The 12,977-nt window shown below is 56.4% G+C and carries 15 protein-coding genes and 1 pseudogene; 5 read left to right on the top strand and 11 right to left on the bottom strand.

Annotated elements, in window-relative coordinates:
- Positions 1-30: 30 nt before the first annotated feature.
- The 4 genes from JOE29_RS20740 to JOE29_RS20730 form a co-directional block, all read right to left on the bottom strand.
- On the bottom strand, positions 31-1,317 hold the full coding sequence (locus JOE29_RS20740) for an NAD(P)/FAD-dependent oxidoreductase (protein ID WP_210079820.1): 1,287 nt from the start codon (positions 1,315-1,317) through the stop codon (positions 31-33).
- A gap of 95 nt (positions 1,318-1,412) precedes the next feature.
- A complete protein-coding gene (locus JOE29_RS25670) occupies positions 1,413-1,649 on the bottom strand; it encodes a DUF3094 family protein (protein ID WP_348635026.1) in 237 nt (78 codons plus the stop codon).
- On the bottom strand, positions 1,534-2,067 hold the full coding sequence (locus tag JOE29_RS20735; protein ID WP_046269799.1) for an MOSC domain-containing protein: 534 nt from the start codon (positions 2,065-2,067) through the stop codon (positions 1,534-1,536). Before JOE29_RS20735 ends, JOE29_RS25670 begins: the two co-directional genes overlap by 116 nt.
- Positions 2,064-2,693, bottom strand: a complete 630-nt coding sequence (locus JOE29_RS20730; protein ID WP_003430735.1) for a DUF1780 domain-containing protein — start codon at positions 2,691-2,693, stop codon at positions 2,064-2,066. Before JOE29_RS20730 ends, JOE29_RS20735 begins: the two co-directional genes overlap by 4 nt.
- Positions 2,694-2,818: 125 nt before the next feature.
- Between JOE29_RS20730 and JOE29_RS20725 the strand changes: the two genes are divergently transcribed.
- Complete coding sequence (locus JOE29_RS20725) at positions 2,819-3,280, top strand: hypothetical protein (RefSeq protein ID WP_003345128.1); 462 nt, start codon at positions 2,819-2,821, stop codon at positions 3,278-3,280.
- 125 nt (positions 3,281-3,405) lie between these two features.
- On the opposite strand, the gene yacG is transcribed toward JOE29_RS20725, so the two are convergent.
- The 5 genes from yacG to pilB are packed head-to-tail and all read right to left on the bottom strand — an operon-like array spanning position 3,406 to position 8,020.
- Positions 3,406-3,615: a DNA gyrase inhibitor YacG gene (gene yacG / locus JOE29_RS20720; protein WP_002552020.1), complete on the bottom strand. Its 210-nt coding sequence runs from the start codon at positions 3,613-3,615 to the stop codon at positions 3,406-3,408.
- Positions 3,612-4,235, bottom strand: a complete 624-nt coding sequence (coaE, locus tag JOE29_RS20715) for a dephospho-CoA kinase (RefSeq protein ID WP_058823244.1) — start codon at positions 4,233-4,235, stop codon at positions 3,612-3,614. The genes yacG and coaE overlap by 4 nt, the downstream gene beginning before the upstream one ends.
- Positions 4,232-5,104: an A24 family peptidase gene (locus JOE29_RS20710; RefSeq protein ID WP_024638544.1), complete on the bottom strand. Its 873-nt coding sequence runs from the start codon at positions 5,102-5,104 to the stop codon at positions 4,232-4,234. The genes coaE and JOE29_RS20710 overlap by 4 nt, the downstream gene beginning before the upstream one ends.
- A 1-nt stretch (position 5,105) precedes the next feature.
- Positions 5,106-6,323 (bottom strand): type II secretion system F family protein, encoded by a 1,218-nt coding sequence (locus JOE29_RS20705; protein ID WP_100073388.1) that lies wholly within the window; start codon positions 6,321-6,323, stop codon positions 5,106-5,108.
- Positions 6,324-6,325: 2 nt separating this feature from the next.
- The gene (gene pilB, locus JOE29_RS20700) at positions 6,326-8,020 is read right to left on the bottom strand and encodes a type IV-A pilus assembly ATPase PilB (protein ID WP_103694577.1); all 1,695 of its coding nucleotides are present in this window, start codon (positions 8,018-8,020) and stop codon (positions 6,326-6,328) included.
- A 226-nt stretch (positions 8,021-8,246) separates the two neighbouring features.
- Here pilB and JOE29_RS20695 point away from each other — a divergent pair, with 226 nt between their 5' ends.
- The gene (locus tag JOE29_RS20695; protein WP_103694589.1) at positions 8,247-8,678 is read left to right on the top strand and encodes a pilin; all 432 of its coding nucleotides are present in this window, start codon (positions 8,247-8,249) and stop codon (positions 8,676-8,678) included.
- A 260-nt stretch (positions 8,679-8,938) separates the two neighbouring features.
- Here JOE29_RS20695 and JOE29_RS25665 read toward each other — a convergent pair.
- A pseudogene (locus tag JOE29_RS25665) lies at positions 8,939-9,171 on the bottom strand (helix-turn-helix domain-containing protein); the annotation flags it as partial.
- Between the two features lie 191 nt (positions 9,172-9,362).
- Here JOE29_RS25665 and JOE29_RS20690 point away from each other — a divergent pair.
- Positions 9,363-10,055 carry a DUF433 domain-containing protein gene (locus JOE29_RS20690; protein ID WP_338129179.1) on the top strand — a complete coding sequence of 231 codons (693 nt, stop codon included), beginning with the start codon at positions 9,363-9,365 and terminating at the stop codon, positions 10,053-10,055.
- Positions 10,056-10,102: 47 nt separating this feature from the next.
- Here JOE29_RS20690 and JOE29_RS20685 read toward each other — a convergent pair whose 3' ends face one another.
- Positions 10,103-10,642, bottom strand: a complete 540-nt coding sequence (locus JOE29_RS20685) for a DUF1523 family protein (protein WP_210079819.1) — start codon at positions 10,640-10,642, stop codon at positions 10,103-10,105.
- Positions 10,643-10,761: 119 nt separating this feature from the next.
- Between JOE29_RS20685 and JOE29_RS20680 the strand changes: the two genes are divergently transcribed.
- Both JOE29_RS20680 and JOE29_RS20675 read left to right on the top strand, forming a co-directional pair.
- Positions 10,762-11,760, top strand: a complete 999-nt coding sequence (locus JOE29_RS20680) for an ATP-grasp domain-containing protein (RefSeq protein WP_046266186.1) — start codon at positions 10,762-10,764, stop codon at positions 11,758-11,760.
- Positions 11,761-11,814: 54 nt separating this feature from the next.
- Entirely contained in the window at positions 11,815-12,954 is a 1,140-nt protein-coding gene (locus tag JOE29_RS20675) for a trypsin-like peptidase domain-containing protein (RefSeq protein WP_210079818.1), read from the top strand.
- Positions 12,955-12,977: the final 23 nt, after the last annotated feature.

Raw genomic sequence — 12,977 nt, 5'->3', positions numbered from 1 at the left:
CTCTCCCGTGCACTTCTCGTCTGGCGTGCCTTAGTGCAGCTTCATCCGCGGCTCGGTGCCTTTGCCGATCTTGCTGCCCAGCATCAGCATCAGGGTACGGAAAGTGCCGTACAGCGCCATCTGGTGCATGCGGTACAGCGACACGTAGAACATCCGCGCCAGCCAGCCTTCGAGCATCACGCTGCCCATCAGGTTACCCATCAGATTGCCGACGGCCGAGAAGCTCGACAACGAGATCAGCGAGCCGTAGTCCTTGTAGGTGTACTCCGGCAACGTCTTGCCTTCGATCCGCAAGCGCAGCGATTTGACCAGCAAGGATGCCTGCTGGTGGGCGGCCTGAGCGCGCGGCGGGACGTTGCGGTCGGTGCCTTTTTGCGGACAGGCTGCGCAGTCACCGAAGGCGAAGATATTTTCGTCACGGGTAGTTTGCAGCGTCGGCAGCACTTGCAACTGATTGATCCGGTTGCTTTCCAGGCCATCCAGTTCATGCAGGAAGGCCGGGGCACGAATACCTGCCGCCCAGACCTTCAGGCTGGCCGGAATGACCTGCCCGGTAGCGGTGATCAAGCCATCAGCCGTCACCTCACTGACTGCCGCATTGGTCAGCACTGTCACGCCGAGTTTTTCCAGCGTCTTGTGCACCGGCGCGCCGATGCGCTCAGGCAGCGCGGGCAACACCCGTGGCCCGGCTTCGATCACCGTGATGCGCAGGTTTTCCGGCTTGATCTGACCCAGCCCGTAAGCCGCCAGCTCATGCGCCGCGTTGTGCAGCTCTGCCGCCAGCTCGACACCGGTTGCACCGGCACCCACGATGGCCACGGTGATTTCCTGCGCGCTGTCGGCCTGACCGGCGTGGGCGCGCAGGTAGTGGTTAAGCAGTTGCTGGTGAAAGCGCTCGGCCTGCTTGCGGCTGTCGAGAAACAGGCAGTGCTCTGCCGCGCCCTTGGTGCCGAAGTCGTTGGTGGTGCTGCCCACGGCGATGACCAGCGAGTCGTAACCCAGGCTGCGTGCCGGAACCAGTTCTGCGCCGTTTTCATCCAGCGTCTCGGCCAGATGAATCTGGCGGCTGGCGCGGTCCAGACCGGTCATGCGCCCGAGTTGAAACTGAAAGTTGTTCCACTTGGCCTGAGCCACGTAGTTCAGCTCGTCCTCATACGAGTTGAGCGAACCGGCAGCCACTTCGTGCAACAGCGGTTTCCAGATATGCGTCAGGTTGGCATCAACCAGCGTGACACTGGCCGTGCCTTTCTTGCCCAGACTGGTAGCCAGCTCCAGACCGCCAGCGCCTCCGCCAACGATAACAATACGATGCGTCATAAGGATTACTCGGAAGGTTTAAGGAATTCGGGGGGAGCTCGATCTTCGCGAGCGCAAGGCAGCTCATAGCGTCAGAAGGCTCAATAATGGGTTCATCACGACACTGTCCGGGGCAGGAGCGGCCTGCGCTCGACTGGATGCCGGTGTGCCTGAAGGTACTCTTCGACACACCTTTGCGGTTCCGGGTTCAGGTGTCTGCTCAATTTATCCGTTGCCTCAGGCGTGCTGTCGGGCAGGGGGCCAGGGATCGGTGATTTCCAGCGGCTCGACCTGCAGCGTATCGTCCAGGCGGATGATTCCGCTTTGTAACACTCGCGCGGTGATTCCACCATGCCCGCGCACCGCCTGGAACGTCCCGTGACCAAGGCGTTGCTCAAGTCGCGCACACGGCTGACACCAGCCGGTGGTTTCGAAAATCGCCTGACCGATCCGGAAACGTCGATTCTTCAGGCTGAACAGGTTGATGCCACTGATCACCAGATTGCGCCGCAAATCCTGCGGCACGATAGGGTTCTCCGCCGCGCGGTTCAGCAACGAGCCAACCACCGCCAGATGTTCCCACTGGATCAGCGTCACCTGCCGCGCATTGCGCGGGCCGGGCCGCGAGTGATCGCCGGTCAGACCCGCTTCGCGACGCGCTTCCACGGCATCCAGCTCGATCATCTCGACCCGCGATTGCGGACGCACGCCTATCCAGCGCACACGACCTTGTTGCGGCACATCGGCCAGCAGTTCCTGCAAGGGGCTCATAAACTGATTCCAACATCGAAAACGACACTGCGCCCCAGATTGGTACGCAGAAAATCCGGAGCGCCGGGATGCGCGAACAATACCCGAGCGAAGGTCGGCCCCACCAGCGACAACGAACGCCAGCCCTGACGCAGGTACTCGGTCGGTGGTGGAAAGTGACTGTTGAGGTCCAGCACCTCGCGCTTGAGGCTGGCGAAGGCGATGATATCCAGCCCGCCCAGATCAATGCCGCGTTCGCGATAGTTGGTGGATTTCTTGCGCAGGGTAGGGGCGAGTCGGTGCAGCAGTTCAGAGGCCGGAATGCGCTTAGGCTTGGCCTCCCGACGTACCAGCTGGCTCAACGAGAACGCGCTTCGTCGTCGCGCCAGCTCCTCGCGCCACTCGTCATTGAGACGCCGACCCTCATCCAGCACGAAAAACACCTCGAAGCGCCCGTCACGAAACAGCACATCCGGCGGCTCCTGAGTGGCAGGCGTGAAGTCCTCATTGCGATGGGCAATGTTCAGCCCCTGCAACAGGCGCTGACAAACCCAGCGCTCACGCTCCCACTTCCGCGCATTGGACAGAAAGGCGTTGGCTTGTTCGGCCTGGATCGTCAACAGGCGCAGGTAGTCTGAGTCATCCATAGGGCCAAGCTTAGCGTTCAAGTTGCCATGACTGGAAGAGTGAATGCAGGGGTGTAGACTGGCAATTCATTTTTTGATCGCTTGCGATAAATGTCGCAGGCGCTGCTTTTATCGAGGATCGACCTGTGAAGCTCCTGCCCATCTTGCTACTGGCCTTGCTGCCCCTCACCGCCAATGCCCTGCAAGTCGGCGAGCGTCTGTCTTCTTGGACACTGCTCGATCAATATGACCAGCCCTACACCCTGAACAACCAGACACAAACCCTGCTGGTCGCACGCAGCATGGACGCCGCCAAGCTGGTGAATGCCGCCCTTCAGGACAAGCCAAAAGGCTTTCTGGAATCACGCCACACGGTGTTTGTCGCTGACATCCAGAAAATGCCAACCATCATCGCCAAAATGTTCGCCATCCCCAAAATGCGCGATTACAGCTACCGCGTAATGCTCGATCGAGACGCGCGCATCGTGCCGCAGTACGCAGGCGATGACGATAAAGTGCTGTGGTTACAGTTGCGCGACGGGCAGTTGGTCAGTCAGCAGCAGTTTGGCAGTGCTGATGCGTTGAGGGCTGCGTTGGAGCATAAATGATCGCGGGACATGAGCGTCGTGGGAGCGAGCTTGCTCGCGAAAGGGCCATCACAGGCGTCCTGAGATGCGGCTGAAAGATAGCCCTCGTAGTTGCGTAAAGCGAGTTGCTTCACATCGACTTGTTATCAATGTCCCCTGTGCGGAGCCTCCAGATCACCCGAGAACAACTCATCCTCGGCATCCGGGCTCACCGGAATCGCATGCTCTTCAGAAGCCCAGGCCCCCAGGTCGATCAGTTTGCAGCGCTCGGAGCAGAACGGGCGGCTCGGACTGGCTGCGCTCCATTCCACCGGGGCGTCGCAGGTTGGGCATTGAACGGTCATTGGTTGGCTCATGATTGGCCTCCACGCAAAGTAAGGTAAAAGTGGTGCAGTCGCTCGACTTCGCTGGTAAGCCAAGCGTGATCGCGGTCGTTGACCAGCACATCATTGGCATGACGCAGGCGGTCTTCACGCTGGATCTGCACCTTGAGAATGGCTTCGACCTGCTCCTGGCTGGAGCTGTCGCGCAGCATGGTGCGTTCTATCTGCAGGTGTGCCGGAGCATCGATCACCAGCAGCCTCTGAACCATGCGGTATTGCCCGGACTCGACCAGCAATGGCGAGACCAGAATGGCATACGGCGATTTGGCCTCGGCCAGATGGCTGACGATTTCCTGATTGATCAGCGGATGCAGTAGCGCTTCCAGCCAGCGCCGCTGCTCGGGGTTTTCGAAGATCAGCTTGCGCAGCGCGCCTCGATCCAGCTCGCCGCTGGTCTGCAACACGCCTGTACCGAAGTGCGCCGCTATCTGCTCCAGCGCCGGGCGCCCGGGCTCGACTACCCAGCGGGCGGCATGATCGGCATCCACAGTGTCGACGCCAAGGTCGCTAAAACACTTCGCCGCTGCACTTTTACCGCTACCGATGCCGCCAGTCAGGCCAAGAATCCAGGGTTTTTCATCAGGGTGAGTCATCTGAAACCGGCAAACTGCATGTAAGAGTCGGTTATTTGACCACCCCAGAGCAAAGCGATCCACCCCGCAATGGCCAGATAAGGACCAAAGGGGATCGGCGTACCGCTTTCGACCCTGCGCACACGCATCATGATCACCCCAAGCACCGCGCCCACCAGCGACGATAACAGGATGGTCAACGGCAAAATCTGCCAGCCGCCCCACGCGCCAAGCATGGCCAGCAACTTGAAGTCGCCATAACCCATGCCTTCCTTGCCGGTCACCAGCTTGAACAGCCAGAACACCGACCACAGCGCCAGATACCCGGCCACTGCACCCCACAGCGCATCATTCAGCGAGGTGAACAGCCCGAAGGCGTTGACGATCAGGCCCAGCCACAGCAGTGGCAGCACCAGAGAATCAGGTAACAACTGGTGATCAGCATCTATCAGACTCATCGCCAGCAGCCCCCAGCTCAGTACCAGCATTGCCGCCGCCTGCCAGCCAAAGCCGAAATGCCAGGCCACGTAGGCCGACAACACTGCGCAGGTCAGCTCGACCAGCGGATAGCGTTTGCTGATCGGCGCTTTGCACTGCGAGCATTTGCCGCGCAGCAGCAGATAGCTGATCACCGGCAGGTTCTCCCACGGGCGGATTTTGTGTGCGCAATGCGGGCAACTGGAACGGGGGCGGTTCAGGTTGAAGACGGGCTGATCGGGTTCGGCGGGCAGGCCGAGCAGTTCACGGGATTGTGCTTTCCAGTCGCGCTCCATCATTATTGGCAGGCGATAGACGACCACGTTGAGGAAGCTTCCGATGATCAGGCCGAGGATGCAGCAGGTGATGACGAAGGCCAGGGGGGAGCTGGCCAGGAGGTCGAGGAGGGGCATGTCAGGCAACGTCCCCTAGTTTGAATATTGGCAAATACATCGCAATCACTAAGCCGCCGACAACGACGCCGAGTATGGCCATGATCATTGGCTCCATTAGGCTGGTCAGGCTATCAACCATGTTATCGACTTCATCCTCATAGTAGGTCGCGACCTTATCCAGCATGTTGTCCAGAGCACCGGACTCTTCACCGATCGCAGTCATCTGGATTGCCAGGCTTGGAAAAACTCCCGTTGCACGCATTGAAAAATTCAACTGCATCCCTGTGGACACGTCTTGTTTAACTTTATTTACCGCATTTTTAAAAACCACATTACCTGTTGCACCTGCGACCGAGTCCAGCGCTTCCACAAGCGGAACGCCGGCAGCGAAGGTAGTTGCCAGTGTTCGTGCGTAACGTGCAACGGATGACTTAAAAATCAACGGTCCGATAACCGGGATCTTCAACAATATTCGATCAATACTATCTCGAAAATTCTGTGATTTTTTATAAGCCTTTTTGAACAAAAAGAAGCTAGCAAAGAACGCCACAACAATAGCTATCCACCATTGCTGGATGACCTCGGAAAGCCCGATAACCATCAATGTGAACATTGGCAACTCGGCGCCAAAACCCGCAAAAACCGATTGAAATTGTGGTACAACTTTTATGAGCAGAATACCTGATACGATCACCGCAACGATCAACACGGCCGCAGGATAGGTCATTGCTTTCTTGATTTTGGCTTTGAGTTTTTCTGTTTTTTCTTTATAGGTCGCGACTCGGTCCAACAGACTTTCGAGTGCTCCCGCCTGCTCTCCCGCATCTACTAAATTACAGAACAGGTCGTCAAAGTACTCAGGCTTTTGCCGTAAGGCTGTTGCAAAACTATTTCCCGCCGAAACTTCCTGCTTGAGCGAGTTTACCAATGCTCGCATATTTGGGTTTTCTGCCCCCTCGCTAATAATGTCGAACGACTGTAGCAGCGGCACGCCAGCTTTCATCATTGTCGCCATTTGCCGAGAAAAAAAGGCGATGTCCAATGGTTTTATTTTTTTACCTTTACCGAAGATAGAAGCAGATTTTTTACGCACCTTGGTAGGGTTTACACCCTGTTTACGCAGTTGTGCCTTGATGAGTGCCGGGTTATGGCCGCTCAATTCACCGCTGAGTTTTCCGCCTTTTTTATCTACGCCTTCCCAAGTATAGATATTGACTTTAACTGCCTTGCTGGCCATGCTTAATCCTTGGTCACGCGGTTGACTTCTTCAAGGCTGGTGATGCCTTGCATGGCTTTCGAAAGCCCCGATGTGCGAAGGTCATTGAAGCCGTCCTTGCGCATTTGTCTGGATATTTCCAATGAGTTGCCTTCTTCCATGATGATGCGCTCCAGCTCCGGTGTTTTTTTGACCACTTCGTAAATACCTACTCGGCCCCTGTAACCACCATTGCAGTGCTCGCAGCCCACCGGACCATAGATCTTGAAGGTGCCAATTTTCTGTTCTGGAAAGCCTTCCTGAATCAGTGTGTCGCGAGGGATATCCAGTTCTTTTTTGCAGTGGCTACACAGCTTGCGCGCCAGTCGTTGCGCAATAATCAGGTTGATCGCTGTTGCAATATTGAATGCTGCAACGCCCATATGGTGCAGGCGAGTCAGCGTTTCCGCGGCGCTGTTGGTGTGCAGAGTTGAGAGCACCATATGGCCAGTCTGCGAGGCCTTGATGGCGATTTCGGCAGTTTCCAGGTCTCGTATCTCGCCGACCATGATCACGTCGGGATCTTGACGCAAAAATGCGCGCAAGGCTTGGGAAAAGTCCAGTCCCTGGCGCGGGTTGACGTTGACCTGATTGATGCCTTCCAGGTTGATCTCCACCGGATCTTCGGCTGTAGAAATATTGATATCCACGGTATTGAGTATATTCAGCCCGGTATACAGGGACACTGTCTTACCGGAGCCTGTCGGGCCGGTTACGAGAATCATACCTTGCGGCTGCTTCAGCGCCTCCAGATACAATGCCTTTTGTTCTGGCTCGTAGCCCAGCGCATCAATGCCCATCTGCGCACTGGTCGGATCGAGGATCCGCATTACGATCTTCTCGCCCCACAACGTGGGTAAGGTGTTCATACGAAAATCGATGGCTTTTGTTTTGGACACACGTAACTTGACGCGTCCGTCCTGCGGTTTGCGTCGTTCCGAGATATCCAGGCTGGCCATCACTTTCAAGCGCGCGGCGATACGGTTCGCCAAATGAATTGGTGGTCTAGCGACTTCATGCAAGATGCCGTCGGTACGCAACCGCACGCGGAAGATCTTTTCGTAAGGCTCAAAGTGCAGGTCGGACGATCCTAACCGAATAGCGTCCATCAACATTTTGTTGACGAAGCGCACCACCGGGGCATCGTCTGCGTCATTCTGCGTAGCGAGGGAAGTTTCCTTGCCATCAGCCGGTTCAATATCCAGACCCAGATCCACATCTTCCAGGTTGCCCAGACCGCTATCACTGTCAAAGAATCGATCTATCGCGGTAGTCAGCTTGTCATCTTCGACCAGAATCGCTTCGGTATTCAGGCCAGTACTGAACTGAATATCGGTGACCGCCTGATGATTGGTCGGATCTGAAATTCCGATAAATAGCTTGTTACCGCGTCGCCACAGGGGCAGCGCGTGATGTTGGCGAACCAGTTTTTCACTGACCAATCCTTTAGGCTGGCTTTCCTTGTCAAGGCTGGCGAGATCCATGAATGGCACGCCAAACTGCTCGGAAGCCATTTCTGCCAGCGTCAGGCTTTTGACTAATTTGTTCTGAACCAGATAGCTCACCAACGAAATCTTGTCACGGCGCGCCTGTTGATACGCTTGTTGCGCAACAGATTCAGTAAGTAGCTCGGCGAGGACCAATTGTTTGGCCAAGCCAGTGAGGACAGCATCAGTCATAAAACCACCAGACACAGACAATGAATGGGTTATAGCGCAGTCGGGCTTTGCTGCCAAATGACAGTGAGGGATGTGACGAAAATTGTCAGTTTCTGCGGATTTCAGAACGTCTATCGCTGCAGATAGAGCGTATTGGCGATAACGGCAGTTGAAAATGAGTTCTGGCACGACCTGTGCTTCCCCGCTCCCAAGGCACTACCTAATTGACGCCTCGGAGAAGTACGCGATGAAAGCACAAAAAGGTTTTACATTGATCGAATTGATGATCGTTGTAGCGATTATCGGTATTTTGGCGGCGGTTGCGCTGCCTGCCTATCAGGACTACACAATCAGAAGTAAGGTTACTGAAGGTTTGACGCAGGCGGCTTCAGCAAAGCTGGCAGTTGCCGAAACTGCTGCGAACGTTGGCGGTGTTGCTAACGTCACGGCTGCGAACTCAGGGTTTGTATTTAACCAAGTTGCTGGTCCGAACTCATACGTTGCTGCCGTGGCTGTAGGGGCGGGCGGTGCTATCACTGTTACTACCAAGGAAACCGGAGCTACAGTACAGCCCATCTTCAACCTCAATCCGGTGCAAGCTTCCCCTAACGACCAGATAACCTGGACTTGCGTAAGGGTTGCCGGCCTTGCCAAGCACCTTCCTGCTAACTGCAGGTAATTGAAGGTAATGACGCTTGAAATTTGCCAGCACCATGCTGATTTTTTGGACCGTTAAAGTCTTTAAGATTTCGACGCTCCTAAAGCGCTGGAAACGGGTGTGATTGCTACTTTTGTTCCTCTAAACGATGAGGCCCGGAACTTTTTGACCGGGCCTCATTTGTTTAAATTGATTACCAAGTCGCTATTTATCGCAGCCTCGGATCTGTGCTGATACCTTAGGTAGCCATATCGTGGCACTCGCCTCGCAACTCAGACCTTTTAGTTTCGCTCACTCGCTTGCAACAATTCCAACCCCAACGGCGAAAGACCGTACTCAACCCAAGGCAGCGACTTAGCCAGCACATCCCGAACAACAACACCTTTCTCCTCCATCTCATTAGGCCGCACGGCAGAATATTTGCCGAAATGCCCGGAATGTCGACGCGAAGCTTGCCAAATCGCCTAGGGCCGCCACTCACACTCCACAAAAGATTTGTTCAAACGAAAACGCCTTGGCAAATTGATCCGCCGGGACATTTTGTTTTTAGTACGCGGTTTTATTGCGTGCCATGGTAGGACATTTCAGCTTTTGCATTAGGTCACTTCCTGATCCGCTTCGGTTATCAAAACGTCCGTTGATAGATATCCGAATCAAGCCCAGAATTACCCACCTGATTACTCCACACATGAGAAGAGAGGGGCTATGAACACCACCGCATTACCCGGTCGCCTCCTCGGTGTGGGCCTATACACCCCAGCAGAAGCGTCCTCATACACTGGCATTCCAGCAAAGGACATTCGTACATGGATGTTTGGCTATAGCGCGGCAGGCGTCGATCACCCCGGCCTCTGGACGCCAGAGGTCGCATTTCTGAACGACAAGCTGCTCGGCTTCCACGACCTGCTGGAAATTCGTTTTGTTCATGCATTTCGCCAGCACTGCGTCAGCTTGCAAGCGATTCGCAGCGCCTCGTTACAAGCCAGAGAAATGTTCGGTCAGCTCTACCCGTTTACGTGCAGACGCTTTCAAACCGACGGTCGGGATATTTTCGCGACCGTCCTGGATGAAACGGGTGATGAGGCTCTGCTGGATCTGGTGAAGCGGCAATACGCGTTCAAGCAGGTCATTACGCCCTCTCTGTACGAGGGCATTGATTACGCAGGTGAAGAGTCGGCAAAGCGCTGGTATCCGGTAAAGCGAAGCAAGGCAGTTGTTTTGGACCCGGCAAGGAATTTTGGCAAACCGGTGTTGGCAACAACGGGAATCGACACAGCAACGATCTATCATTCTTATCTAGCTGAAGGCCAGAACGCGAAGCGTGTGGCTTTACTCTATGAGATTGCGCCTGTCGCAGTGAAAGCAGCCGTTAACTATGAGCGTAGCCACGCAGCTTAAGATACGTGGCCAGGCAGTAGTTGACTGCTCAGGTTAGGGATTGGCTTCTACCGCGCCACCCCATCAACCCGCGCCCGCCCTTTAAACCTCCTCCTCACCCCAACCACAACCACCAGCAACCCCACCACCACAAAAAAGATCGTGTTAAAAATCGGAAACGGCTGATCACGACTCGTCACCGCCTCAACCTCTGTCACGTTGGGAAACATCGACAGGATGGTTATCCGCCAGCCGTAGTAGCGAATCAAAGCCAGTTGCTGGGAGTCACGCGAGTAGCCCTGGGCTTTGGCCTGGATGTCGGCGGAGTCGAATTTGAAGTACCACGGGAAGCTCCAGCCGGTGTCTTCGTTGCGGTAGACCACGACTTTCTTGCTGTCCGGGTCTTCGGTGTTGATGAAGTACACGTCGCGGGTCGGGCCGTCTGCGGGGTTTTCGGCGTTGATGACGCCGTCGGCGTCCATTCTTTTGACTTCCACGCCGGTGATCATCACGACATCATGGCGCGGCAGGACGTAGTAGAGGCTTAATGCGCCGATCCCCAGTGCAACGAATACTACAAGCCAAATCGACCTTCTCAGCCACTTCATACCAGCGTCCTCTGTTTAAAATTGCGTGACTTTGCCCTAATCCGAACATTTCGAAGCAAAACAGTTATTACAAAATTCGACAAGGCCGTTGCTGACGGCGTTGTCTCCCGGAGATTGACATGATTTGGTTCCTTGAAGGGCAATCCAGCCAGCGTGAAGTGATCATGGGCGCGCGCGATGCGCTGCCTGCGTCGGTGCAGATCATCGCTTCGCATCGCCAGCAGCGCTCCGAAATCACCGGGCAGGCCGATGTGGCGCTGCAAGAGCCGGTCGATAACGACGAGCGTATCGACTGGGTGCTGCACACCGCTCGCTCGCTGGGCGTCAAGATTATTGTCGCCGGCCGGATAGGCAGCTTTTACGAAGCGCAGCGTGCGCGTTTTGTCGCTGAAGGGTTGGACCTCGTTACCGGCGGAACGTCCCAGCAGACCTTCATGGATGTCGATGACAAGAGTCGTTTCACGGCAGCGGCCGAGGCGGCGGGGCTGGCGTGTATTCCGGGGATTGCCGTCAGCAATGCCGAGGAGTTGCAGGCGGCTTACGATGCGCTGGCGGTGTCTGGCGAGGTGTGCATCAAGCCGGTGGTCGGGATTTACGGGCGCGGCTTTTGGCGCTTCAAGACCGACGTTGACGATTTTCGTTGTTTCGCCAACCCCGATGCGCGTGAAACGACCTTTCAGGCGTACCTTAATGCTTATCGTCAGGCTGATGACGTGCCGGCGATGCTGCTCATGCCGTATATGCCGGGCAGTGAGTGTTCGGTGGACATGGTCTGCGAGCACGGCAAGGCGGTTGCCTTCGTCGGGCGGCGCAAGGTTGGGCTCAATCAGACCTTCGAGCGTGACAGCGAAGCGGTAAAACTGGCAGTCCGCGCGGCGGAGCATTTTGCCTGCGACGGGCTGATCAATGTGCAGACCCGCGACGACGCGGATGGCAAGCCGCGCTTGCTGGAGATCAACCCGCGTTATTCAGGGGGCATTGGCTACACCCGTGAAACCGGCGTCAACCTGCCGGGTATTTTCGCGGCACGGCGTCTCGGCTTGAAAGAACCGGAAACACATTGGCTCGAAGATATCCGCGTCAAGGCCATCACGGTCGCTGTACGGGCCTCGGTTTGATCGTGATAATAGATTTTTGCTATCACTAATCGCTCTTATCAGGGAGGATCGGGCATGAAGCTTCTTGCGCCAGGTGCAAACACTGCTTTAGCTAACGCCCACTGCTCCTGGAATCTGGAGAGCGGTAAGTCTTCGGTTTTTGGTGAGTACGCAGCGGTCGCCTTGCTGGCGGTTAACGACAAGCGCCAGCCGATGGGCGATCCAGCGCTGCTGCAACAGGAACAAGGCTGGATGGAGTGGAGCGGCGGCCCTCAGGACGTTGGCTGCACGTTAAGGCTGGACAGGTTGCCGACAGGCAGTGATCGCGTGCTGCTGATGGTCTACGTCTATGCGGCCATGGGGCCGATCCGTGATATCGGCAGCCTGCACCTCAAAGTCGATGGCGACATCGAGCACCGCCTGGACCTGCGCGATAACGGCGAAGCGGCGATCATCATCGGCGAGTTCTACCAGCGCAATGAGCAATGGAAATTCCGCGCGCTGAGCGAAGGCTCGGCGTATGGACTGTCGGCGTTCGGGCGCAAGATCGGTCTGGACGTCGACGACCGTCATCCGCGCCGCCCGTCTGCGGGTTCGGGTGGCGGGCCACGGCATGAGTCGGCGACCGGCACAGCGTTCGTGGTCGGCCCGGCGCACGTCATGACCTGTGCGCATGTCATCGAAGACATGGGCGTGTTCTACATCACTTCACTGGAGGGCCGTTACAAGGCCGAGCCAGTGGTCATCGACCGTCGCAACGACATCGCGCTGCTGCGCGTGCAGGGCGCACCGTTGTTGTCTCCGGTTACATTCCGGGACGGGCAGGGCTGTGAGCCGGGTGATACCGTAGCGGTTTTGGGCTATCCACTGGCGTCCATTTCAGGTGGCGGGTTGCAGGTGACTCAGGGCGGGATCTCCGGTCTGTTCGGCCTGCACAACGATGCCAGCCTGTTTCAGTTCACGGCACCGATACAGCCGGGGTCCAGTGGCAGCCCGTTATTCGACAACGGGGGCGCGGTGATTGGCATGGTGACCTCAACCGTACCGGACGGGCAAAACATGAACTTCGCCGTGAAGTCCGCACTGTTACTGGCCTTTCTGCAGGCGTGCCGCATCGACGCTGCGCATGCCCGCCCGGAAAGGTCGTACACCACCACAGAAATCTCACGCACCGCTCAGTCGTCGTTATGGCTCGTTGAAGCCTCTCGCCAATGAAGTCGGTGTTGCCTGGCTGGTCT

The organism is Pseudomonas sp. PvP009 (genome assembly GCF_017832995.1).
GTDB classification, from domain to species: domain Bacteria; phylum Pseudomonadota; class Gammaproteobacteria; order Pseudomonadales; family Pseudomonadaceae; genus Aquipseudomonas; species Aquipseudomonas syringae.
The sequence above is the reverse complement of the archived record's forward strand: the minus strand, read 5'-3'. Positions and strand labels throughout refer to the sequence as shown.